This window comes from Acidovorax sp. 59 (assembly GCF_002754175.1).
Taxonomy (GTDB): Bacteria; Pseudomonadota; Gammaproteobacteria; order Burkholderiales; family Burkholderiaceae_C; genus Acidovorax; species Acidovorax delafieldii.
The window spans coordinates 1,029,889-1,053,755 of sequence record NZ_PEET01000001.1 but is presented as its reverse complement, the minus strand read 5'-3'; the positions used below and the strand labels follow the sequence as shown (position 1 = coordinate 1,053,755).

The 23,867-nt window shown below is 61.6% G+C and carries 23 protein-coding genes; 9 read left to right on the top strand and 14 right to left on the bottom strand.

Annotated features, from left to right (window positions below; translation table 11 throughout):
* Positions 1–52: 52 nt before the first annotated feature.
* Genes pseI through CLU87_RS04715 form a run of 6 tightly spaced genes read left to right on the top strand, consistent with a single transcriptional unit; the run spans position 53 to position 5,894 of the window.
* Positions 53–1,120, top strand: a complete 1,068-nt coding sequence (pseI, locus tag CLU87_RS04740) for a pseudaminic acid synthase (protein WP_099729708.1) — start codon at positions 53–55, stop codon at positions 1,118–1,120.
* Positions 1,117–2,103, top strand: a complete 987-nt coding sequence (locus CLU87_RS04735; RefSeq protein WP_099729707.1) for a Gfo/Idh/MocA family protein — start codon at positions 1,117–1,119, stop codon at positions 2,101–2,103. The genes pseI and CLU87_RS04735 overlap by 4 nt, the downstream gene beginning before the upstream one ends.
* 2 nt (positions 2,104–2,105) lie before the next feature.
* A complete protein-coding gene (locus CLU87_RS04730; RefSeq protein WP_099729706.1) occupies positions 2,106–3,416 on the top strand; it encodes a DegT/DnrJ/EryC1/StrS aminotransferase family protein in 1,311 nt (436 codons plus the stop codon).
* Positions 3,413–4,384, top strand: a complete 972-nt coding sequence (locus CLU87_RS04725; RefSeq protein WP_099729705.1) for a GNAT family N-acetyltransferase — start codon at positions 3,413–3,415, stop codon at positions 4,382–4,384. The genes CLU87_RS04730 and CLU87_RS04725 overlap by 4 nt, the downstream gene beginning before the upstream one ends.
* A complete protein-coding gene (locus CLU87_RS04720) occupies positions 4,381–5,295 on the top strand; it encodes a hypothetical protein (RefSeq protein WP_143227250.1) in 915 nt (304 codons plus the stop codon). The genes CLU87_RS04725 and CLU87_RS04720 overlap by 4 nt, the downstream gene beginning before the upstream one ends.
* Positions 5,292–5,894, top strand: a complete 603-nt coding sequence (locus CLU87_RS04715) for a class I SAM-dependent methyltransferase (RefSeq protein WP_099729703.1) — start codon at positions 5,292–5,294, stop codon at positions 5,892–5,894. The genes CLU87_RS04720 and CLU87_RS04715 overlap by 4 nt, the downstream gene beginning before the upstream one ends.
* Before the next feature lie 6 nt (positions 5,895–5,900).
* On the opposite strand, the gene CLU87_RS04710 is transcribed toward CLU87_RS04715, so the two are convergent.
* Genes CLU87_RS04710 through CLU87_RS04690 form a run of 5 tightly spaced genes read right to left on the bottom strand, consistent with a single transcriptional unit; the run spans position 5,901 to position 11,896 of the window.
* Complete coding sequence (locus tag CLU87_RS04710) at positions 5,901–7,154, bottom strand: hypothetical protein (protein WP_099729702.1); 1,254 nt, start codon at positions 7,152–7,154, stop codon at positions 5,901–5,903.
* Positions 7,155–7,171: 17 nt separating this feature from the next.
* Complete coding sequence (asnB, locus tag CLU87_RS04705) at positions 7,172–8,968, bottom strand: asparagine synthase (glutamine-hydrolyzing) (RefSeq protein WP_099729701.1); 1,797 nt, start codon at positions 8,966–8,968, stop codon at positions 7,172–7,174.
* Positions 8,969–8,971: 3 nt separating this feature from the next.
* Positions 8,972–9,514, bottom strand: a complete 543-nt coding sequence (locus CLU87_RS04700) for a sugar transferase (RefSeq protein ID WP_143227249.1) — start codon at positions 9,512–9,514, stop codon at positions 8,972–8,974.
* A gap of 8 nt (positions 9,515–9,522) precedes the next feature.
* Positions 9,523–10,356, bottom strand: a complete 834-nt coding sequence (locus CLU87_RS04695) for an aldolase/citrate lyase family protein (protein ID WP_099729699.1) — start codon at positions 10,354–10,356, stop codon at positions 9,523–9,525.
* A gap of 13 nt (positions 10,357–10,369) precedes the next feature.
* Positions 10,370–11,896, bottom strand: coding sequence for a lipid II flippase MurJ (locus tag CLU87_RS04690; protein ID WP_099729698.1), 1,527 nt, complete (start codon positions 11,894–11,896; stop codon positions 10,370–10,372).
* A 119-nt stretch (positions 11,897–12,015) separates the two neighbouring features.
* On the opposite strand from CLU87_RS04690, the gene lysS reads away from it, so the two are divergent.
* From lysS to CLU87_RS04675, 3 genes are all read left to right on the top strand, one after another.
* On the top strand, positions 12,016–13,560 hold the full coding sequence (lysS, locus tag CLU87_RS04685) for a lysine--tRNA ligase (RefSeq protein ID WP_099729697.1): 1,545 nt from the start codon (positions 12,016–12,018) through the stop codon (positions 13,558–13,560).
* Between the two features lie 72 nt (positions 13,561–13,632).
* Positions 13,633–14,667 (top strand): diguanylate cyclase domain-containing protein, encoded by a 1,035-nt coding sequence (locus CLU87_RS04680; protein WP_056747604.1) that lies wholly within the window; start codon positions 13,633–13,635, stop codon positions 14,665–14,667.
* Between the two features lie 62 nt (positions 14,668–14,729).
* Positions 14,730–15,389, top strand: coding sequence for a mechanosensitive ion channel family protein (locus CLU87_RS04675; RefSeq protein WP_099732039.1), 660 nt, complete (start codon positions 14,730–14,732; stop codon positions 15,387–15,389).
* A 63-nt stretch (positions 15,390–15,452) separates the two neighbouring features.
* Here CLU87_RS04675 and nagZ read toward each other — a convergent pair whose 3' ends face one another.
* From nagZ to lepA, 9 genes are all read right to left on the bottom strand, one after another.
* Positions 15,453–16,544: a beta-N-acetylhexosaminidase gene (gene nagZ, locus CLU87_RS04670; protein WP_099729696.1), complete on the bottom strand. Its 1,092-nt coding sequence runs from the start codon at positions 16,542–16,544 to the stop codon at positions 15,453–15,455.
* A 63-nt stretch (positions 16,545–16,607) separates the two neighbouring features.
* A complete protein-coding gene (acpS, locus tag CLU87_RS04665) occupies positions 16,608–17,015 on the bottom strand; it encodes a holo-ACP synthase (protein ID WP_056747600.1) in 408 nt (135 codons plus the stop codon).
* A gap of 58 nt (positions 17,016–17,073) precedes the next feature.
* Positions 17,074–17,856 (bottom strand): pyridoxine 5'-phosphate synthase, encoded by a 783-nt coding sequence (locus CLU87_RS04660; protein ID WP_056061388.1) that lies wholly within the window; start codon positions 17,854–17,856, stop codon positions 17,074–17,076.
* Positions 17,853–18,617, bottom strand: coding sequence for a DNA repair protein RecO (gene recO / locus CLU87_RS04655; RefSeq protein ID WP_056061385.1), 765 nt, complete (start codon positions 18,615–18,617; stop codon positions 17,853–17,855). The genes CLU87_RS04660 and recO overlap by 4 nt, the downstream gene beginning before the upstream one ends.
* Positions 18,618–18,709: 92 nt before the next feature.
* Complete coding sequence (gene era / locus CLU87_RS04650; RefSeq protein ID WP_099729695.1) at positions 18,710–19,714, bottom strand: GTPase Era; 1,005 nt, start codon at positions 19,712–19,714, stop codon at positions 18,710–18,712.
* Entirely contained in the window at positions 19,711–20,394 is a 684-nt protein-coding gene (rnc, locus tag CLU87_RS04645; protein ID WP_099729694.1) for a ribonuclease III, read from the bottom strand. Before rnc ends, era begins: the two co-directional genes overlap by 4 nt.
* Positions 20,395–20,757 (bottom strand): DUF4845 domain-containing protein, encoded by a 363-nt coding sequence (locus CLU87_RS04640; RefSeq protein ID WP_099729693.1) that lies wholly within the window; start codon positions 20,755–20,757, stop codon positions 20,395–20,397.
* A gap of 37 nt (positions 20,758–20,794) precedes the next feature.
* Entirely contained in the window at positions 20,795–21,769 is a 975-nt protein-coding gene (gene lepB / locus CLU87_RS04635) for a signal peptidase I (RefSeq protein WP_099729692.1), read from the bottom strand.
* Positions 21,769–23,577 (bottom strand): translation elongation factor 4, encoded by a 1,809-nt coding sequence (gene lepA, locus CLU87_RS04630; protein ID WP_099729691.1) that lies wholly within the window; start codon positions 23,575–23,577, stop codon positions 21,769–21,771. Before lepA ends, lepB begins: the two co-directional genes overlap by 1 nt.
* Between the last annotated feature and the right edge of the window lie 290 nt (positions 23,578–23,867).

Below are 23,867 nucleotides of genomic sequence, written 5' to 3'. Positions count from 1 at the left end.
GCTTCGATTGCCAATTCAGGCATCATTTCACGGTCTTCAGCCAGACACACTTATGAGTTCCAGCCAGGAAATCCATATCGCAAACCATGTGATCGGAACGGGTCATAAGCCCTTCCTGATCGCGGAAATGTCGGGCAACCACAACCAGTCCCTCGCACGCGCCAAAGACATCATCACCAGCGCAGCGCAGGCCGGTGCGCACGCGATCAAGTTGCAGACTTACACGGCCGACACCATGACACTGGATGTCGATATAGAGGGCTTTCGCATCGATGACTCCAAGAGCCTGTGGCGAGGCACTTCACTCTACAAACTCTACGAGCAGGCACACACGCCATGGGACTGGCATGCGCCCCTCTTTGCCCACGCACGCAGTCTTGGGCTAGTGGTGTTTAGTACGCCTTTCGACGAGACGGCGGTTGACTTCCTTGAATCGCTCGACGTGCCCTGCTACAAAATCGCCTCATTCGAGAATACCGACCTGCCGCTGATACGCCGCGTCGCGGCTACTGGCAAGCCGCTGATCCTCTCCACAGGCATGGCCTCCCTGGGCGAACTCGACGAAAGCATACGCGCTGCGCGTGACGCCGGCTGTCGCGACCTGATCCTACTCAAGTGCACCAGCACCTACCCTGCCGCCGCGCAGAACACCAACCTGGTCACCATCCCGCACATGCGCGAGCTGTTCGATTGCCAGATAGGTCTGTCCGACCATACCATGGGCGTGGGCGCCGCCGTGGCCAGTGTCGCCCTAGGAGCGACTGTGATCGAAAAGCACTTTACCCTGCGACGTGCCGACGGCGGCGTGGACAGCAGTTTTTCCATGGAACCGCAGGAATTCGCGCAGCTCGTGGTCGAGAGTGAGCGCGCCTGGCAAGCCATGGGACAGGTGCGCTACGGCGCCACGGAGGCTGAAAAGCCATCGTTGCAATTTCGCCGTTCGCTCTACGTAGTGCGCGACCTGAAGGCCGGGGAACTGCTCTCGCGCGACAACGTTAAGGCCATTCGCCCTGGTATGGGGCTGCCACCCAAATATTTAGACGATGTCCTGGGTTGCAGCGTCGTTGCTGACGTATCGCGCGGCACGCCACTGACCTGGCCCCTACTGCAGAGATCATGAGCAATATGCTGGCGGTCCTGCTGGTGGGCTGCGGGAACATAGCCGGCGGGTACGACTCCGGCCCTGGTGCGACGGCAATGCCACTCACGCATGCTGGCGCCTACACACGCCATGGTGGCTTCAGGGTCACCACCTGCGTAGAGCCCAACGACGCACGACGCGAAGCCTTCATGCGCACTTGGAGCATCCCCATGGGCTATCGCAACCTAGAAGAAGTGCCGGCCATCTCACACTTCGATATAGTCAGCATTTGCTCGCCCACAGCTGCCCACTCACAACAAGTTAACGCAGCGCTGGCACTGCGACCACGCCTGATTTTCTGCGAAAAGCCAGTTACGCTGCATGTGCATGACACCGAAACCTGCATTGCCCAATGCGATGCCGCAGGCGTTCTGCTGGCCGTAAATCACACACGCCGCTGGGCGCCCGACATCATCAGTCTGCGCGAGCGCTTGGCCGCAGGCGAGCTCGGCACCGTGCGCTCTGTCTCAGGGTTGTACAACAAAGGCATATTGAACAACGGCTCGCACCTGATCGACCTACTGCACTACCTGATTGGGCCGCTCACCGTCTTAGCAACCCTCTCGCCCATCGTCGACGCACTGCCCGACGATCCGAGTGTTGCCGCGCTGCTACAGTCTGACGCTGGCGGCGTGCCTGTCCACCTGCGCACGGCCCACGCGAGCGACTACTCCGTGTTTGAAATCGAAATAGTCACGTCAACCGGCATTCTTGTAATGGAAGAAAGCGGCTTCACCTGGCGCCAGCGCATGGCAACCGACAGCGCCATTTTTCCTGGATATAAGGTGCTTGGAGCGGCCATCATGGCCACCGGCGGCTACCGCGATGCCATGGTGGCGGCCGTCTCGAACATTCACAACGCCCTGTTGAACAACGAGCCGCTACGCAGCACCGGCGCCACGGCACTGGCCGCGCAGCGGGTCTGCAACCAACTACTTCACCTCGCACGCCAGGCCACCTGACCATGAGCTTACACGCACTCGCACTCCTGGGCGGTCGGCCCATCATCGGCAATGAACTCGCCCCGTTCCAGGCCATTGGTGAAGACGACATTGCAGCTGTCACCGAAGTCATGCGCACCGGCGTGCTGTCGGCCTACATCGGCGCAGCAGGCTCGGCATTTATGGGCGGTCCACAGGTACGACAGTTCGAAGCAGATGCCGCAGCCTACTTTGGCGTGCGCCACGCCATCGCCGTGAACTCTTGGACCTCCGGCCTTGAGGCCGCCGTCGGAGCGATCGGCATCGAACCAGGCGACGAAGTCATCACCACGCCCTGGACCATGGCCGCCACGGCGACCTGCATCCTGCACTGGAACGGCATCCCCGTGTTTGCGGACATCGACCGAGCCACCTTCAACATTGACCCCGCCAGCGTCGAGCGCTGCATCACGCCGCGCACGCGCGCCGTGGTGGCAGTCGACATTTTCGGCCAATCTGCCGACATGACGGCGCTGCGTGCGGTGTGCACCCGCCATGGTTTGAAACTCATTGTCGACACGGCCCAAGCCCCAGGCGCCAAGATCGGTCAGCGCTACGCCGGCACACTGGGCGACATTGGCGGCTACAGCCTCAACTATCACAAGCACATCCACTGCGGGGAGGGCGGCGTCATAGTTACCGACGACGACGACCTAGCGCGCCGCATGCGTCTGATCCGCAACCACGCCGAGGCCGTAGTCAACAGCGACGATCCCGCCCAGCTTTCAAACATGCTGGGGCACAACTTCCGCATGGGCGAGATCGAGGCCGCCATAGCGGCTGGACAATTGCGCAAGCTCGCCGGCCGCGTCGCCAGCCGCCAACTGGCCGCCGAACAACTGAACGATGGGCTGCGCGACCTGGCCTACCTGCAAACGCCGGTGGTCTCGCCGGGCTGCACACACGCCTACTACGTTTATGGCATGACACTGGATACGCAGGGCCTGGGCGTAAGCCGCGAACGCATCGTGGACGCCCTGCGCGCCGAAGGCGTACCGGGCGTCATGGCAGGATACCAGAACATCCACCTGCTGCCCGCATTCCGCAACCGCATCGCCTACGGCACGCAAGGCTTCCCATGGACGTCGCCGCACGCCTCGCGCCAGGTGACCTACGGCCCCGGCACCTGTCCTGTGGCCGAGGAGCTGCACGCGCAAAGCTTTCTGGGGCTGGCACTGTGTGTGTGCGAATTCACGCCGGCTGACATCGCGCAGGTGGTGGTAGCGTTCCGCAAGGTATGGGCGCAACTGGACACACTGAAGACCCAGGCACCCGCGTCTTCCATGGCTGAATGAAGTTCAGCGCACTTCAATTCGCAGAAACCGCCGATCTGGCCGCGTGGGATGCCTGGGTCGAGCAAAGCCCTCAAGGCACGGTGTTTTGCAAGTCAACCTTCCTGCGGTCGCTAAATGCCCGTTTCCGACTCTTCACGGTGGTGGCCAACACCCAGGTCATAGCGCTGCTGCCGCTGCTCGAAGATGACGCAGGCCAAGTGGTCCGCTACCCCTTCACGCCCTATCAGGGCATCCTCTTTTTGCCACGGGCATCGAATTCGCCGCATCGCCGCGTAGTTGATGAATTTCGCATCACCGAATTTCTCATTGGTGAACTGACTACGCGCTACCAACGCATCAACCTCGCGCTATCGTGGCAGTTTGCCGACCTGCGTGCCTTCCTCTGGCACAACCACGGCATGGCCGATGCGCCTCACTTCGTGGCCCAGCCGCGCTATACGGCACTGCTGGACCTGCGCACGCTTGATGCATCAAGCTACCCGCAGGCAGTACGCGCCTGCCGCCGGCAGGAGCTACGCAGGGCGGCCAGCCTGCAGGTCTCGGAGCACACTGACCTCGACGCTTTCAGCGTGCTCTACGCCAGCACGTTCTCGCGCCAGGGCATCGACGTGGACGCGCAGCGCTTGCAACTGGTTCGCAGCATCGCCGCCAGCGCCATCCGCTACGGCTACGGCCGTCTTTCGGCGTGCACTACTGAAGACGGAGTCGGCGCGATGAACCTTTTCGTCTACGACAGCAAGCGCGCCTACTACCTTTTTGCTGCCAACGACCCGGCCTTGCGCAACACTGGCGCTTCGACCCGATTGATGTTTGACAGCATCCAGGAGGCAAAGCAACGCGGTCTGGAAGAACTGGATTTCGTGGGCGTCAACTCTCCGGCACGCGGCGACTTCAAGCTCAGTTTCAATGCCCGGCTGCAGCTGTACTTCGAGCTGGGCTACGCGGCCCACGGTAACCGCGCGCCATGAGTGCCGAGTGCGTGGCCATTGTGGCCCATGACGCCGGAGGTGCAGAAATTCTCAGCAGCTTGGTGCGCCGGGAACGCGCGGCCAATCTACGACAGCATGTCTTCGTGCTGGAAGGCCCTGCGCGGCAAATCTTCGCCGCCAAGCTCGGTACCCCGGAGAATCTGCCGCTGGATGAAGCGCTCGCCATATCGTCATCGGTGCTCTGTGGCACCGGCTGGCAGTCAATGCTAGAGACAGATGCAATTTCCCTGGCACGCGCCCAAGACAAGCGGTCCGTGGCGTTCTTGGATCATTGGGTCAACTACCGCGAGCGGTTTATCCGCCGGGGGGAATGGGTTCTTCCCGAGGAGATCTGGGTTGGTGACGCGATCGCACTAGATCTGGCGCGCCAAGCTTTCCCGAGTCTACCTGTCACAGACGTTGGTAACGCATATTTCGACGACATCTGCACGAAGTTCGCCAAGCAACGCCCTCCCCGCGCCCCGCAGGGTCTCTCGGTGCTGTTCGTCGGCGAGGCGATCCGCGAGCATGCGCTGCGCGAGCATGGGGCCCCCCTGCATTGGGGCTACACACAGCAGCAGGCGCTCGCCTACCTGCTCGATCACCTAGACACACTGGGCGCACCAGTAGCGCAGGTTATCGTGCGCCCGCACCCAGCCGAAGACCCTACCAACTACGACGAAGTCATTAAAAAACACGCGCACACAGTGCAACTGTCACAAGGGCATGACCTGTTCGATGACATCGCCGCCAGCGACTGGGTCGTCGGCTGCAACACCATGGCCATGGTAGTAGGCCTGATCGCTGGCAGACAGGTACTGTGCTGTATCCCACCGGGCGGGAGGCCGTGTATGTTGCCTCAGCCACAGATCATTCACTTGCAAGTGCTGGCCGCAGCAGGGGCGCCATGATCGAAAGTCTCAAACGTGCGTGGTTCTCGCTGGAAGACCGGCTTTTCGATCTGCGCTACGGCATAGACACCCGGCGCAGCGCGGGCGACCGCGCGGCTGTTCCTACGGAAGCCGCCACCGTGGGACATGCAACTAGCTATCAAGCAGTATGGACGCGCAACCTGCGCATACTGATTCGCGCTGCCCGCCGCCACGCCGAACTCCGGGTTTTCGTGGACGTGGGCGCGGGCAAGGGCAAGGCCTGCATCTATGCATCGCAACACTTTGCAGAAGTAATCGGCGTAGAGTATTCAGCAGGCATGTTGCGCGAAGCAAAGGCCAATTGCATCCGTTCGGGCAGGCATAACATCACCTTGCTGCTCGCCGATGCTTGTGAATACGACCTGCCCGAGCAACCATGCCTCGTCTTTCTGTTCAACCCATTCGACGCAGTGGTACTGAGCCAGTTCACCAGCCGCAACCTTGAACGGCTGTATGCACATGGCAGCATCATTGCCTATGCCAATGACATGCAGCGCGATACGCTCGCGCAGCTCGGATTTCAGTGCCTCTTTCGGGACCCAGCGCGCAATATTTCGCTATGGTGTGTCGCGCCATGATGTAGCTCAGACGTTGCCTCGCGCCATAGCAAGTATCTCGTCCACGACGCGTGGCGTGGCAGCGCCCACTGGCGGGCGGCTGCCGATATCTTCGAACGCCTTGCTAGGCTGGTCGAGCACGGCTTCCAGAGCAGCCAGCGTCGGTACGGACTGCGCCAAGCCCAGCTTGGAAAAATCGTATTCGGTGCAAATGACCGTCGGCGAGAACGCAAGATTCAACACGCGCTTGCCCAGCAAAGCCGCCTCGAACCCCACGGTGCTGGTCTGCACCAGCACCGTGTCAGCGGCATGCAGTTGAGGACCAAGACCATCCTGCGCGGAGTTACTCACGTACACCCTCTCTTGCGAGCCTTGGTCGGGAAACAGGTGGTACTGCGTGGGGTGGTAACGCACGATGAGGGCAACGTCCGGGCGCGCGCGCAACCACTGCCGCAGCCGCTGCTCAACCAGCACGCACAGGCCCGGGCCGGCGTACTCGGGCAAAGCCGGCGGCGAAGACAACTCGAGCGAGCCGCACCACAGCACGATATGTTTTCCCACCCAGCCACGCGCCTGCCGAAAGGCCGCGCCTTCGGCCCGGCCAGCGGTATCCTGGAGATAGTCATAGGCTGGGCAGCCCGTTACCCGCACGCGCCCATCGTCGATGCCGGCGTCGTGCAACTGGCGCGCTGCCAATCGTGACGGCGCTGTAATGCGATCCGCGTAAACCTTGTGGTGCAGATAGGCGTCGTGCGGGTTGGCAAACACGTCGAGCATAGTCAGGCTCGGCACCTGCCGCGCCACCGCCGCCTCGATAGCCGCCTGCTCCGAACGCGGCGAGCTTGTGCTCACAACCACGCAAGGGTTCAGCGACTCGATAAGCCGACCCATAAACTGCAGCGGCAGGAAACTGCGCCGCCCGCCCTTGGCGTACAGTTGCGCCGCATGCTCCTCGCCATGCATCTCCACCCAGTCGAGGTAGTTCACACCCAGGTAACAACAGCTCTCGAACTCATCGACGTCGGGGTGCTGATTCTCGGGCCAGAGCTTTCTGCCATAGGCCAGCGCCTTGTTGGCGTCGACCAGGTGCATGAAATCCTTGTAGCCCAGGGGTTGAAGTCCCATCCTGCGCGCCTGCATGAAGCCCAGCGTCAGCGCCAGCACCCAGCAGCGCACACCGCGGGCCTCCAGCGCCTTGACAACCGGGGCCACCTTGGCGATGTGGCCGTTGCCGTAGGTAACAAACAGAACACCGTCGCGTGCGGGAGTGGCATCATCCATCGGGGTCTCTCTTGCGCTCACGACACAGCGCCCATCTCGGGCAGTTCGAACCATTGCGCCAGCGCGGCGAGGGCGCGCAACTCACGCGTGTGATTGGCAGCGCCCGTACGATGCGCCTCGAGCAGAACGTTCACTCGGCCGACATCGAAGCACGCATGCATCGCAGACGTTTCAAGCGCGCAACGCAACCATGCATAGCTGCTGGTGCGAAACCACTCCCCCACCGGCACGGTGAACATCTGCTTCTTGCGATAAGCCAGGTCTTCGCCAATCAGCGGTGCCACAGCCCGCTTGAACCAGTGTTTCTTGTCTCCGCAGGCCGACAGCTTGGTGACGCCGCGCGAGCGGAAAGCAAATTCCATCATGCGCCAATCGAGAAAGGGCGTGCGCGCCTCGATGCTCACGGCCATGCCCATGCGGTCGGGCTTGACGAGGTTGTTGCCGCTCAACAGCAGCTGCATGTCCAGGTACAGCGCCTGGTTGACGCGGTCGAAATCCTGCGCCTCGGCGAACCAGGGTTGGGCTGCGGCGGCGAAGCTGTCGATGCCAGCAAGTTGCTTGCGCACATTGGGCCGGTACAGCGCGGCCTTAGCCTCGGGGCTGAAGAGTGAAATGCTGTCGAAGTAGCTGCGCTCGAACGCGGCCTGTGGCAGGGCCAATGCATCGGGCCGGGCGAAGAACTGCGCGTATTTGTCGTAGCCGGCAAACAGCTCGTCGCCACCATCGCCGGTCAGCACTACCTTGACCTGCTTCGCCGCGAGTTCGCTCACGCGCAGGGTGGGCATGAAAGAAGCATCACCATGCGGCTGGTCCAGGTGATGCAGTGCGCGGGGCCACTGCGCCAACATATTCAATTCGGAAACTTCCATCGTATGGTCACAACCAAAACGCTGGGCGGCCTGTAGAGCGAAGGCCGACTCGTCGTAGCGCGAGTCTTCAAAGCCTATACAAAAGGTTTTGACCGGCTCCCGCACGTGGCGCGCCATCAGTCCGACGATGGTGCTCGAATCGACCCCGCCCGAAAGGAAAGCGCCAAAGGGTACGTCGGCACGCAAGCGGATGCGGGTGGCATCGTCGAGCAAAGCAATGAACTCATCGGACCAATCGCCAAACTCAAAGTCTTGCTCACGCTGGTCTGCCAGGCTCCACCAGCGCTGCGTCTGCACATGGCGGCCCCGCGTGTATTTATGCCAGGTGCCAGGCATGACATGGCACACGCCTTCGTAGGCCGTCCACGGCGCAGGGACATAGTTGAACGTCAGGTAATGATGGATTGCTTCCAGGCACATACCAGGCTTGCGCCGAACGGCCGGCCACAGGGCCTTGGGCTCAGAGCCAAACAGCATACGTTGGCCGTCGTCGTACACAAACAGGGGCTTGACGCCGATGCGGTCGCGCGCCAGATACAACGCATCCTCGCGCGCATCGTCGATGGCAATAGCGAACATACCGTTCAGGCGACTCAGGCAGGAGATGCCCTCGCGCTCGTACAGGCGCAAGATGACTTCGGTGTCCGACTGCGTGCGCAGACGCACGCCCTGGGAGCGCAGCTCGGCGGCCAACTCCAAGTGATTGAAGATTTCGCCGTTTTGCACCACGGCAACCAAGCCGTCGTCGCTGACAAAGGGCTGGTGACCGCCGCCTAGATCGATGATGGACAGCCGCCGGTTGCCGATAGCTACACCCCGCTGGGGCTGGTGGTGGATGCCTTCGTCGTCCGGTCCGCGGTGCACCAGCGCTTGCGCCATACCGCGCAGGACTTTATCGTCCAACGACTGTTGTATGCGATCCCAGTAGCCAAAGATACCGCACATGGTTCAGTTCGCGCCCTGGCCGCCCAGGCGCTTGAATGTCCACCAGCAGATCTTCAGGTCGAGCCAGAGCGAAGCTTCGCGTGTGTAGCACAGGTCGGCTTCGAGCCGCTGCACCTCTGTCGAATCGGACCGGTACAGGGCCTGAGCCAGCCCTGTGATACCGGGTCGCACGCTGCAACGCTGCGCCCAGTCAGCGTCGGTGTATAGGCTGCGCTGAGCGGGCACGTCGGGACGCGGGCCGACTAAGCTCATCTCACCCGTAAGTACATTAATTAGCTGAGGCAGTTCATCGATGCTGGTGCGGCGTATGAAGCGGCCAACGCGGGTGATGCGCGGATCATTTTCAGCGGTGAAATATGGACCCATCTGAGCCGCATTCTTCACCATGCTGCGAAATTTGTACATGCCGAACTCTTGGCCATTCAGACCCAGGCGGGTCTGCCGGAAAAGAACCGGAAAACCCGTTTCTAAAGCAATCGCCAGCGCAGCCACCAACAGCAGCGGGCTCAGGACCAGCAGCGCCACCAAGGAAAGCACGATATCCACGCCGCGCTTCAATCCACTGCCTCTACAGTCCGCACGGACATGGACGTTGCAATAGAACGTATCACACTGCTGATACGTAGCCTGTCTGCAACGACCTGCTCTGGCGTACGCGTTGACAAGGTCTGCTCAGACTGCCGCAGGGCTTCAACCTCGGCCTCAAAGGTGTGCACGGCAGCCCCCGATTCGTCTGGTCGATGAAAAGTGCGCGACAAAATCACGCCTCGTGAGCCTAAGCGAACATGCTCAGCCAACACATCATGGCCCGGAAGCAGCCCTTCGTCCAATCGTGCGATGCCGCCAAAGCCAAAGCGCAATCCATACGCATGAGCCTTGAGTGCCACGCCGTCCAGCAGCCCCTGCGCCAGGGGCTCGAACATGAATCTGCAGCCCAGCGACAGATGCAAGTCGTTCAGCCCCACGAACACTTCACACAGCCCCGGGGTATCCGCCCAGGCATCCAGTGAATGCAGTGCACCCGCCGTCTCCAGCAACGCAACGATAGGAGCCCGCCCTGCCACGATACGGCTGAAGGCACGCAACTCGTCGGGGGTCTGGAACATGGGCAACATCACCGAGTCGGCACCTTGCGCCAGCACTGTGTCCAACTCCATGGCCGTGCCTTCGTGCAACGGGTTCACCCGCACCATCAACTGGGACCGCCGCAACTGAGCCTTGATACGACCTACATCCTCGGGTTGGTGCGTGCTGATGAATGTGTTACGTCCTGCCTGGCGCGCGGCCTTGCCATTCCTTTCCAGATCGACAAACAAGCGCATACCGGGCAGCGCATCGCAACGGCGCGCCAGATCTGGGTCATTGGTGATCTGTAGAAAATCCATCATGGTTGGGATCGGATTATGACCTCAGGGCTTGGCGCAATCCGGGGCCAACGAACCAACCAGACGCTATAACAAAGAGAGCAGCTACCACAGATAGAAGAAACGCTTGAACCTGTTTTGATCCAGAAATCGAAGAAGGCGTTGCTCCTGCAAGGCCAAGCCATTGCGTCGCGGCCACCCAGGCCACCAGCATGAAAAAGGGCGACAGTAAGGCCCTCACCGGAACCCAGCGCCGCATGGCAGGCACGCCCAGCGCGCCCCAAGCCACCACCGCAGCACCAAGGAACCCCGCGTTCAGAGCCCACATCAACTGGTGCCCCGCCGTGTAACCCATGACTCCAGCAACGAGCACTATCGCCAGGGCGAGCGCATAGGCCAGTACTGCAAAACGCATGCGCCCTACGGTGGCCAAAATAGTCAAAGCCACTGCCAAAAGTGCTTGCGGCAACAAGCCCCAGGCACCCACACTACCCCAGGCTGCAATCTGCACCAACGCTGAGGCTTGCATGCGCCCCCAGCCGAAGAGCACACTGGAGATAGCGGGAGCCCCCACCAACAAAGCTGCTGCTGCTGCGCAGGCCAATGTCCAGGCCAATATCAGGGCGCCGCGTACGGCAGATGCCAACGCTTCCTCGTTTGAATTTTCAGAGTCGGTTTGCCTACCGTGGGCGTGGGCGATGGCGGGGAAAGCCAGCGACGCTACCAATTGGATCGCCAGAACCAACGGCAACTCCACCAGTTTCCATGCATAGTTGAAGGTAGCAAGAGCCCCCTCACCAGCGCCAGACGCGAAGGTACGCGCCACGAAGGGCAAGGTCAGTGGCAGACCGGCCCCCAAAACCGCCCATATCCAGATGCTCCAGCCGGGCAAAGGGCCAGGCGCGATGGAAGAAGAGGGCAGCGAGTTGCCGTGGCGGTACAGCGGTCGCATGCGCCAGCCCTGCCACAGCAGCCTCATGAAGACCGCTACCAACAGAAAGACACCCAACGTTGGCACCGCCCCTTCGCCCGTCGCAGATCCACGCGTGCTCCAAAAGACCAGCGCTGTGATCAACACGCCATTGACCACCAGGTTCGCGCTATACATACCCAGGAAGTCCTTCTCATGCTGCAGCCGCGTTGCCCACAGACCCGCCAGCATGGCGGCTGGCAAGGCAAGAGCACTCCAAACCACCGCTTGACCGACTGAGCCCTCAAGGGAAAGCGATACTCCCGGCACCAGCAGAGCCCCCAATGAAGCATGGGCCGCCATCATCACACTTGCAAGCAGGATGCTTCCCCACAGCAGATACGTGGCAACCCGATGTTGTGTGGCATTCTGCTGCGCGGCTGACTCTCTCGCCCAATGCGGAAGCAGAACATAGGCCAACGCACCGCTGACGAATACGCCCGCAAGCCAATCCGGCAGGGTCAACATGACAATGGCCACATCTGCCATGCCTGAGCTGCCAAAAGCAGCGGCCAATGCCGTTTCGCGCAACACCCCCAATACGCGACTGACCAGCAGCAACAGCAGTGAGAGGAGGCCCGCTTTAAGAAACATGCGGCAAATTATCCGGGCTCAGACGGGAACAAGCACCCCACGGCACGTGCAAAAAACTAAAATCACGGGTTTTGGTTCGAATAACGCCTCTGAACGCCCCCATTTGCGGGCGGCTCTCCATGTCTGACACCACCACCTCCCTCCCCCCTCAGGACGACAACCAGCTCATCGCCGAGCGCCGCGAAAAGCTCCGCGCTCTGCGCGAAGCCCAGGCCAACGGCGGTAGCGTTGCTTTTCCCAACAACTTCAAGCCCGGCCACAAGGCTGCCCAGTTGCACCTGGAACACAGCGCTGCCACGAACGAGTCTCTGGAAGCCACGCCGGTGAATGTGTCTGTGGCCGGCCGCATGATGCTCAAGCGGGTGATGGGCAAGGCCAGCTTCGCCACGATCCAGGATGGCTCGCTGGGCGAAGTGGGTGGGCGTATACAGCTCTATGTGACCCGTGACGCTGTGGGCGAAGAGCTATATGCGGCCTTCAAGCACTGGGATCTGGGCGACATCGTGGGTGCCGAAGGCTTGCTGATGAAGACCAAGACCGGCGAGCTGTCGGTCAAGGTGACCAGCCTGCGCCTGCTCACCAAGAGCCTGCGCCCGCTGCCCGACAAGTTCCACGGCATGGCCGACCAGGAGCAGAAGTACCGCCAGCGCTATGTGGACCTGATCACCGATGAGCAAGCCCGCAAGCGCTTCGTGGCCCGCAGCAAGGCCGTGAGCGGCCTGCGCGAGTTCATGGTGAGCCACGGTTTTCTCGAAGTCGAGACGCCTATGCTGCACCCCATACCGGGCGGCGCCAATGCCAAGCCGTTCGTGACGCACCACAACGCGCTGGAGCAGGAGATGTACCTGCGCATCGCTCCGGAGCTGTACCTCAAGCGCCTGATCGTGGGCGGCTTCGAGCGCGTGTTCGAAATCAACCGCAGCTACCGCAACGAAGGTATCTCGGTGCGCCACAACCCCGAGTTCACCATGATGGAGTTCTACGCGGCGTACTGGAACTACCTGGACCTGATGGACTTCACGGAGACGCTGATCCGTGAAGTGGCGCTCAAGGCCACGGGCTCGCTGCAGATGACCTACCAGGGCCGCGCGGTGGACCTGACCCAGCCGTTTGCCCGCCTGACCATCCGCGAAGCCATCTTCCAGTACACCGAGGCCGGTGCCCATGTGGACGATGCCGCCTGGCTCATCAGTGCATTGAAGAAGCTGGGCATGACCGAAGAGAAGGACAAGCTCTCGACCCGCACGCTGGCCAGCCTGCAGGTGTTGTACTTTGAAGAAACGGTGGAAGACAAGCTGTGGCAGCCCACCTTCATCATGGAACACCCCACCGAAATTTCGCCCCTGGCACGTGCCAACGACACCCGCCCCGAGGTGACCGAGCGCTTTGAGCTGTACATCACCGGCCGCGAGTTCGGCAACGGCTTCAGCGAGCTGAACGACGCCGAAGACCAGGCCGCACGCTTCCATGCCCAGGTGGCCGCCAAAGACAGTGGCGACGACGAAGCCATGTTCTACGACCACGACTTCGTGCGCGCACTGGAGTACGGCATGCCACCCACGGGGGGTTGCGGTATTGGTATTGACCGCCTCATGATGCTGCTGACTGACAGCCCCAGCATTCGCGACGTGATTCTGTTCCCTGCGCTGCGCCGCGAGTCCTGAGGCCTGATTTGCGTCGGAGGGCGGTCAGCGACCGCCCCCTCTACCGGTCACTAGGCACCAAGGAGACATACCGTGCCCTTCAGCTCCAGCAATGCGCCCTACCCTGCCAACGAGCCCCTGCCTTCGGGCAATGCTTTTTCGGTACTGGTGGTCGAAGACCAGGGGTCCGTGCGCGCGGCGCTGGTGGCCGAACTGCGGCGGGCGGGGGTGTCAGACATCTTCGAGGCACCCGAGGGCCCGGCTGCGCTGCATCTGTTCAAGACCCACCGGCCCGATCTGGTGCTGCTGGACATCAAGCTGCCGGGCCAGGATGGCTACTGGGTGGCGCAGCAGATGCGTGAGAGCGAGGCGGGGGACTGGACGCCCATCATCTTCCTGTCGGGCCTGGACAACGAACTGGATGTGTGGCGCGGCATTGAGGTGGGGGGCGACGACTACCTGGTCAAACCCGTCAAGCCCATCGTGCTGATGGCCAAGCTGCGCGCCATGCGGCGGTTGCTGGACATGCGCCGACGGCTGGTGTCGATGTCGGCCGAGTTGCATGTCGCCAATCAGCGGCTTAACGAGATGGTGGAAATCGATGCGCTCACGGGCCTCGTCAACCGCCGCGGGTTTGACCGCATCCTGCACAACGAGATCCTGGCCGCGCGACGCGACGGCACGCCGCTCACGCTGATGCTGTGCGATCTGGACCACTTCAAGCTTTTCAACGACGCCAGCGGCCATGTGCAAGGAGACGCCTGCCTGAAAGAGGTGGGCCGCCTGTTGCGCGAGGTCTGTGTGCGCCCCCGGGACGTGGCCTCGCGCTACGGGGGGGAAGAGTTCGCACTCATCCTGCCCAACACGCCCCGCTCCGGCGCCATGACCTTTGCACGCGCCCTGGGGCAGCTGCTCAAGGTGCGCGCCATTGCACACGCAGACTCCCCACTGGGCGACACGCTGACCCTGTCGGGTGGCATCACCACCTGCGTGCCCGACGACAGCACCAACGCCGAGAGCATGATCATGCGGGCCGACCAGGCGCTCTATGCCGCCAAGGCCCAGGGCCGCAACCGCTTCTTCAGTTTTGAAATGCAAATGGACACCGTGGAGCAATTGCGCAATTGAGTTTCTTCCACTTCTTCTCGTTCGACGCGACTGAACGCAACGCCCGTACCGCCGTCTCCCGCATGCAAGTTCTGAAAACCCGACTGCCCGAGTGGATGCAGGACTGGCTTGAGGTCATCATTCCTGGCTCGCAGATCCTGCTGATTCTGTTTGTCGCCTGGCTGTTGCAGCGCACACTGAGGCGCCTGGTGCGCCGTGCCAGCGCCCACTACCAGTTGCCCAATGAACTGCTGGTGCCCATCAACGGCCTGATCCGCTGGCTCATCATTGCCAGCGCCGCGCTGCTGGTGCTGGAGCGCATGGGGGTGTCGGCCACGGTGCTCTGGACCGCCTTCACCGGTTTTGCCACTGTGGGTGCCGTCGCGTTCTTCGCGGCCTGGAGCGTGCTGTCCAACCTGTTTTGTGCGCTGCTGATCTTCACCGTGCGGCCCTTCAAGATCGGCGACTACATCGAGGTGCTGGACACCGCAGAGAAGCCTGGCGCCAAGGGGCGCGTGGTGGACATCAACCTGCTTTACACCACGCTGGAAGACCACGGCGCAGCCACCGATCACACGGCTTGGCTGCAGATTCCGAATGCGCTGGTGTTCCAGCGCGTGGTGCGCAGGTTTCAAGGAGTGCCGCCGCCCCCTGCCCCGCCTGCGGCCACTGCGGATGCGGCAGCCAATGCCTCACCGGCCGCACCGACGCCTGTGACGCCAGGGCCCTTCAACACGCCCTAGCGGGTAACCACGCGGCACCGCAAGGGGTGTGGCACCCGTACCGGACACACCACCACACGCAGGTCAGGGCAACAGGTCCAGCGCCTGCAGGTAGGCAGGCTGGTACATCAGTTCATCCCAGGCCTGCGGCAGGGTTTCGGGCAGCAACGCCAGGCGGCGGGATTCGCTGTCCACACTGGGTTGCCAGCGCCCCTGGTTGCGGGCGTTGTCGAGGCCCGTGATGAGTTCGTCCACCGCCTTGCCCTCACCCACGCTCTGGTTGCACAGCAGCACCAGGTCGCAACCCGCTTCCAACGCCGCCACGGCGGCATCGGTGTAGCTGACCACCTGGCCGTCCAGGCGGCGGGCACCTTCCATGCTGAGGTCGTCGCTGAAGATCGCGCCGTCAAAACGCATCTGACGGCGCAGGATGTCTTGCAGCCAGCGTTGCGAGAAACCGGCGGGACGGCTGTCCACCTTGGGGTAGATCACATGGGCCGGCATCACGCTGGTGAGCGTGCTGCTGAGCCAGGGGTAAGGCGCCGCATCGTCGGCCAGGATGGCCTTGAGGCTGCGCTTGTCTACGGGTACCTCGGTGTGCGAGTCCGCCTTGACACAGCCGTGGCCAGGGAAGTGCTTGCCGCAGTTGGCCATGCCCGCCTGCAGCAGGCCGTGCATGAGGCTCTTGGCCAGCAGCGCCACCACACGGGGGTCGCGGTGGAAGGACCGGTCTCCGATCACTCCGCTTTCGCCCCAATCCAGGTCGAGCACGGGCGTGAAGCTGAAGTCCACACCGCAGGCGCGCAATTCGGTACCCAGCACATAACCCGCCGCCGTGGCCGCATTGGTGGCGCGCAGGGCGCCGCTGCCGGGCACAGCCTTGGCGCCCTTGCCGTCATCCATCCACATCTCCCCCAGCGCACGCATGGGCGGCAGGTGGGTGAAACCATCGGTGCGAAAGCGCTGCACGCGGCCGCCTTCGTGGTCCACACAGATCAGCAGGTCGTCGCGCACGGCCTTGATGCTGCTGGTGAGCTGCAGCAGCTGTGCGCGGTTTTCCCAGTTGCGGGCAAACAGGATGACACCACCCGTGAGTGGGTGCGCCAGGCGGCGGCGGTCATCGGCATTGAGGGTGGTGCCAGCGACGTCGAGGATCAGGGGTGCGTGTTCAGTCATGGGACGTTTCAAGGGTCAATTGCTACTCAATTGGTAGCTATCAGCACATATGAATCATGCGCTTCAAGGCAATTTGGTTTGGATTTTTTCTACCACACAGAAGCTGGCGGCGTAGTCGGTTTCGTCGGTCACGCTCAGGTGCGCCTGCAGCCCTTGGGCCTCAAACCATTCCTTGAGCGCGCCGTGTAGCACGATGACAGGCTGACCGCTGCGTAGCTTGGCGACCTCGCAATGGCGCCAGGTCATCGGCATGCGCATGCCCAGACCGATCGCCTTGCTGAAAGCCTCCTTGGCCGAGAACCGGGTGGCCAGGTAGCGCAAACCCCGGTCGGGCCAGCGCGCGCTGCGTTCACGCCAGGTGGCCAGTTCGCCCTCGGCCAGCACCTTTTCAGCAAAGCGGTCGCCGTGGCGCGCCAGGCTGGCCGCGATGCGGCGCACGTCGCAGATGTCGGTGCCAATGCCGTAGATCATGAAATTTCAATCAAAATGGCTAGAAGCGCCAGTGGAGCATGCCTCTGCAGCTATCAAATCAGGAGTTTCCAGCGCCCACAAAGCCCTGGGCAATGCAGTCCAGGTACGCCTGCACGGTTGCGGCGTAGCCCAGCTCCAGCGCATCGGCAATCAGCGCATGGCCAATCGAGACCTCCAGAACGCCCGGCACTTCGCGCACAAAAGCCGCCAGGTTGTCCCGGTTGAGGTCATGGCCAGCGTTGACGCCCAATCCGACGTCCAGCGCAGCCTGGGCGGCTGCGGCATAGCGTTTGAGCTCGGCCGCCTGCTGCGCCGAGCCCCAGGCGGCGGCATAGGGCTCGGTGTACAGCTCCACCCGGTCGGCTCCCACGGCCTTGGCCGCAGCCATTTGCTCAGGGACCGGGTCCATGAAGAGGCTCACGCGCACACCCAGGGCCTTGCATTCGGCCACCAGGGGCGCCAGGCGCTCGGCATCTTGCGGAAAGCTCCAGCCGTGGTCGCTGGTGAACTGGTCCTCGCTGTCAGGCACAAAAGTCGCCTGCTGGGGCCGCACCTGGCGAATGAAATCCATCAGGTTCTGCGACGGGTTGCCCTCGATGTTGTATTCGCGGTCGGGCCATGCCTTCATCAGTGTTGCCAGCTCATGCACGTCCTGGCCGCGGATGTGCCGTTCGTCGGGCCGGGGGTGCACCGTGATGCCCTGCGCACCCGCTTGCAGGCACAACTCGGCCGCGCGGGTGACGCTGGGAATGCCCAGGTGTCGCGTGTTGCGCACCAAAGCCACCTTGTTGACATTGACGGACAAGGCGGTGCGCTGGGGAGAGTGAGAGGATGGATTCATAGGGCCTGCAAATCAATCATGAGCTGGCGGGTGCGCAGCGTCGGGCTGCCGCAATGGTATTGCAGCAGGGCACGCAGCTGCGGCTTGAGTTCGGTCGCCACGGGGGCACATGCGCGCAAGGTGGCGGTGTAGCTGGCCACGTCATCCAGGCCATGCTGCAGGGCCCGCCACTGGCTGCCCAGCAGGCCTGCGCGGTCCGCGGCCGACGCGGCACGCAAGCCGCCTTCGGGCACCAGGGTGTAGCGGGTGCCCGGCTCCAGGGGGGCGAAGGTCATGGTCTGCACGTCCAGTCCCGGCAAGAGGCCGATCTCGCGCAGGAGCAGCAGCTCAAAACTGCGCAGCACCGCCTCGAGCGCATCGCCATGCTCACTGGCCAGCACGCGCACCACCCCTGCATAGGCATCAAACAATGCCGGGTGCGGGTCTGCCCTCGCCAGCAGGCGCAGCAGCAGTTCATTGAGGTACATGCCCGACAGCAGCGCATCGCCCGTGGGCATCACATGCCCCCCCACCCATTCAGCGCCCTTGAGCGTGTGGATGTCCGCATGGCCATCGCCCGTGAGCGTGTAGGTCACCAGCAAAGGCTGCAGCGGCAGCAGCACCGGGCGGAAGTTGGAGCTGGGCTTCTTGGCCCCTTTGGCCACCAGTGCGGTCCGCCCTTGCTGGCGGCAGAAGACCTCCAGGATCAGGCTGGATTCGCTCCAGTCGTAGCTGTGCAGCACGAACGCAGGTTCATCAGAAATGCGCTTGGCTACGGCCACGGTGCTGCGGGGATGAATGGTACGGAGGGATCGCCCGTAACGCCTGCTGCGGGGTGTGTGCGCAGGAAGACGGGGAAGTCAGCTTTCGGGGCTTACTCGTAGCCGAAGGAGCGGACCCGGGCTTCGTCATCGGCCCAGCCGGAGCGGACCTTGACCCACAGCTCCAGGAACACCTTGGCGTCCATGAGCTTTTCGAGCTCCTGGCGGGCCTCGGTGCCAATGCGCTTCAGGCGCTCGCCCTTGTCGCCAATGACCATCATCTTGTGGTTGTCACGCTCCACCACGATGGTGGCGGCAATCTTGACCAAGCGTTTGTGCTGCTTGCTCTTTTCCTCATCGAACTTGTCGATGACCACGGTCGAGGTGTAGGGCAGTTCGTCGCCCGTGAAGCGAAACAGCTTCTCGCGCACGGTTTCAGAGGCCAGGAACTTCTCGCTGCGGTCGGTCAGTTCATCCTCGCCGTACCACCAGGGCTGCTCGGGCAGATATTTGGCGCAGATGCCAAACAAACGCTCGATGTCACCCTTGTTCTTGGCCGACATGGGCACGAACTCGGCAAACGGGTGGCGCTCCTGCATGCTCTTGAGCCAGGGGGCCAGCTCGGCACGGCGGTGCACCATATCCAGCTTGTTGGCCACCAGCAGCGTGGGAATGCCCGGCTTGAACAGCGAAAGCACCTTGGCATCCGCCAGCGTGAAGTTGCCGGCTTCCACCACAAAAAGGATCAGGTCCACGTCGCCAATCGCGCCCATCACAGTCTTGTTCAGAGACTTGTTGAGTGCGGTGGCGTGCCGGGTCTGGAAGCCCGGCGTATCCACAAAAATGAACTGCGTCTGGTCCAGGGTGCGAATGCCCGTGATGCGGTGGCGCGTGGTCTGCGCCTTGCGCGAGGTGATGCTGATCTTTTGCCCCACCAGGGCATTGAGCAAGGTGGACTTGCCCACGTTGGGCTTGCCAACAATGGCGATCACACCACAGCGTTGGCCGGGCACAGCCGCCGGAGCCCCCGCAGCAGCCAGCATGGCTTCCAGATCGTTTTGCACCGGGGCGCTTTCAGCACCCTGGTCAGCAGCTACATCTTTGGTAGCGTCATTCATAAATTCTTTACTTTCAATGTGGCCAGCATGGCCGCGGCGGCGGCTTGCTCGCCTGCCCTGCGGGAACCGCCGATGCCACGCTCGGTCAGGCCCAGTTCGGGAATATCGCACTCGACGTCAAAGGTCTGGCGGTGGGCCGCCCCCACCGTCGCGACCACCTTGTACTGCGGCAGCCTCATTTTGCGGCCCTGTAGCCACTCCTGCAACGCGGTTTTGGCGTCCTTGGATGCTGCCTGCATCTGCGGGTTGATCTCCACGCACTGGAAAAGACGGTGCACCAGCGCTTCTGCGCTGGTGTAGCCGGCATCCAGATACACCGCCCCAATCAGGGCCTCCAACGCGTCCGCCAGGATGGAGGGGCGCTGCTGCCCCCCTGATTTCGCCTCACCCTCTCCGAGGCGCAGTACCTCTGAGACTTTGAGTCGCACCGCCAACTGGTGCAACGTGTCCTGCTTGACCAGATTGGCCCGCACCCGCGACAAGTCCCCCTCGGGCAAGGCAGACAAACGCTGGTACAGCAGGCTGGCCACCGCCAGGTTCAAAACCGAGTCGCCGAGAAATTCAAGCCGCTCGTTATGGTCCGCAGAGAAACTGCGGTGTGTGGTGGCACGCTGGAGCAGCGAAGGATCGGCAAACACATGCTGCAGGCGATCCTGCAGAGCTAAAAGACCGGGCTGCACCTAGTTGGTCTGCGCTTCAAGACGGTAGACCAGATAAGCCGGCCCCGCCAGGGGAATTTCACGCGAGTATTTAAAAGACACGACGACCTTGTCGCCGCGTTTTGTAACCTCCAGATCGGCACCTCGGATGGACCGAATGTCATCAATGGTGGCGGCGCGATCAAAGGCTGCGCGAACTCCTGGAACAGTGGTTTCGAGCTTAGCCTTTTCAATGGCCTTTTTCGCAGACGCGTACTCCAGAAAAATCGGCACCGACTGTCCGCCAATGGCAAATGCGGCCACAGCGATCAGCCCCACAAAAATCAGCCCGAAAAACGACAGCCCGCGTTGGCTTGAGCGGCTTGCAGTGCGATATGTCTTCATCAATGACCCCCTCAATGTTATTTGCAATCGCCCGCACTCAATGGAACGAGCCGATGCGCTTGAGATTACCGAAATTCATCCAGACAAAAAAGGCCTTGCCCACGATGTTGCCCTCGGGCACAAACCCCCAGTAACGGGAATCGAGCGAGTTGTCGCGGTTGTCGCCCATCATGAAATAGTGCCCCTCCGGCACCTTGCAAGTGACACCTTCCACACTGTAGCGGCAGTTTTCGCGATAAGCAAAATTGCTGGCGCCTTGTACAAAAGCGGGCACATCGGGATTGTTCAGCAACCGGTGCGGCTGATCGCCCAGTTGCTCTTCAAACTGCTTGAAGTAACGCATGGAGTCTTCTTCAAAGAAGTCGGGCAACGCCTTGGTGTCAACAGCTTTACCGTTGATGGTGAGGCGCTTGTTGATGTAGGCCACCTCATCGCCCGGCACCCCTACGACACGCTTGATGTAGTCCATGCTGGGCTGTGGCGGATAGCGGAACACCAGAACATCGCCGCGAGCGGGCCTGGATCCCTCGGTCAACCGTGTGTTGATGACAGGCAGTCGAATGCCATAGGTGAATTTATTCACCAAAATCAGGTCACCAACGAGCAGCGTTGGGATCATGGAGCCCGATGGAATCTTGAAAGGCTCGAAAAGAAACGAGCGCAAGAAAAACACCGCAGCGATGACTGGGAACAACCCCGCAGTCCAGTCCAGCCACCAGGGTTGCATGAGGATGCGGCCCTTGGCTTCCTGCACATCCACATCCACCTTCTGGATGCCCATGCGATCCAGCTCTGCACGCCGCTCAGTTGCTGCGTCCTCGATGGCCTGCGCCGCGCGGCGCCGCCGGGGCAGAAAATAAATGCGCTCTGCCAGCCAGTAGATGCCGGTGACGACCGTCGCCAGAAACAAAAGCAGTGCAAAGTTGCCCTCGATAGCTCCGGTATACCAGGCACCGATATAGCCCACGAAGGCCGCCAGCACCAGTGACGTCAAAATTTGCATGAACTGCATCAATCTTCCACCTGCAAAATGGCCAGGAATGCCTCTTGAGGCACCTCGACCGATCCGATCTGTTTCATGCGCTTTTTGCCTGCTTTCTGCTTCTCAAGAAGCTTGCGTTTGCGGGTGATATCGCCGCCATAACATTTGGCCAACACGTTTTTGCGCAGTGCCTTGATGGTTTCGCGCGCAATGATGTTGGCGCCGATGGCCGCCTGGATGGCCACGTCATACATCTGGCGGCTGATGATCTCGCGCATCTTGGCAACCACTGCCCGGCCACGGTACTGCGACTGCGAGCGGTGCACGATGATGGACAAGGCATCCACCTTTTCTCCGTTCAGCAGGATATCAACCTTCACCACATCGGAGGCACGGTACTCCTTGAACTCGTAGTCCATGGAGGCGTAGCCGCGCGAGACCGATTTGAGCTTGTCAAAGAAGTCGAGCACGATCTCACCGAGCGGCATTTCGTAAGTGAGCATTACCTGGCGACCGTGGTACGCCATGTTCATCTGCACGCCACGCTTCTGATTGGCCAGCGTCATCACCGGGCCTACATACTCCTGCGGCATGTACAGATGGACCGTCACGATAGGCTCACGGATTTCCTCCAGACGACCCTGGTCAGGCATCTTGGAAGGGTTCTCGACCATGATCACTTCGCCGTCGGCCTTGACCACCTCATAGACCACACTGGGAGCCGTCGTGATGAGGTCCTGGTCGAATTCGCGCTCCAGCCGCTCTTGCACGATCTCCATGTGCAACAGTCCAAGAAAGCCGCAGCGGAAGCCAAAGCCCAGCGCCTGACTCACCTCGGGCTCATAGTGGAGCGAAGCGTCGTTGAGCTTGAGCTTTTCCAGGGCGTCACGCAGCGAGTCGTACTCGCTGGCTTCGGTGGGGTAAAGACCTGCGAACACCTGGGGCTGGATCTCCTTGAAACCAGGCAGCGCGTCCGTAGCAGGCCCTGCATTGTTGGGGAGCTTCTTCTCGAGCGTGATGGTGTCACCCACCTTGGCGGCCTGCAGCTCCTTGATGCCAGCAATGATGTAGCCCACCTGCCCCGCATCGAGAGAATTGCGCGGCTCGTTGGCGGGCGTGAACACCCCCAGGTTGTCGGCGTTGTACACCGCGCCCGTGGCCATCATCTTGATGCGCTCGCCCTTGAGCAAGCGGCCATCGACCACACGCACCAGCATGACCACCCCGACGTAGCTGTCGAACCAGCTGTCGATGATCATCGCGCGCAGCGGGCCATCGGCATTGCCACGTGGTGCGGGCACCTTGGCAACAATCGCCTCCAGAATCTCATCGATTCCCATACCGGTTTTGGCAGAGCAAGGAATCGCGTCGGTGGCATCAATGCCGATCACATCTTCGATCTCGGCCTTGGCATTGTCTGGATCAGCGTTGGGCAGATCCATCTTGTTGAGCACCGGCACCACTTCCACACCCAGATCCAGAGCGGTGTAGCAGTTGGCCACAGTCTGCGCTTCGACCCCCTGCGATGCATCCACCACCAACAGCGCACCCTCGCATGCAGACAGCGAACGACTCACCTCATACGAGAAGTCCACATGCCCTGGCGTGTCGATCAGATTGAGGTTGTAGACCTGCCCATCCAGGGCCTTGTACTGCAGCGCAGCGGTCTGCGCCTTGATGGTTATCCCACGCTCTTTTTCGATATCCATCGAGTCCAGAACCTGGGCCTCCATCTCACGGTCTGCAAGACCTCCGCACCGCTGAATCAAGCGGTCGGCAAGCGTCGACTTGCCATGGTCGATGTGCGCAATGATGGAAAAATTTCTGATGTGATTCATCAACGGAAAGCGTCAAGTGATTGAATTAAAACAGTGCGCACAAGAAAAAAGGGCGCGTCGAATGGCGACGCGCCCTGAACCAACAATCATTGGCAACTGCGATAGTTGGAGCTTCATTGTAGGCAAAAAGGCCGCCTGAAAAAGCCCGCCCCTCGGCATCCAAGGGAAGTTGCCAGGGTGCAACAGGAATTTTATACACAGTTTATACACAGTCTGCACAAGAACAACGCTGGACAACTTGTGGGTGAGCTGTGGATCAACTGTGCATTGCTCAAAAACATCCCACATCG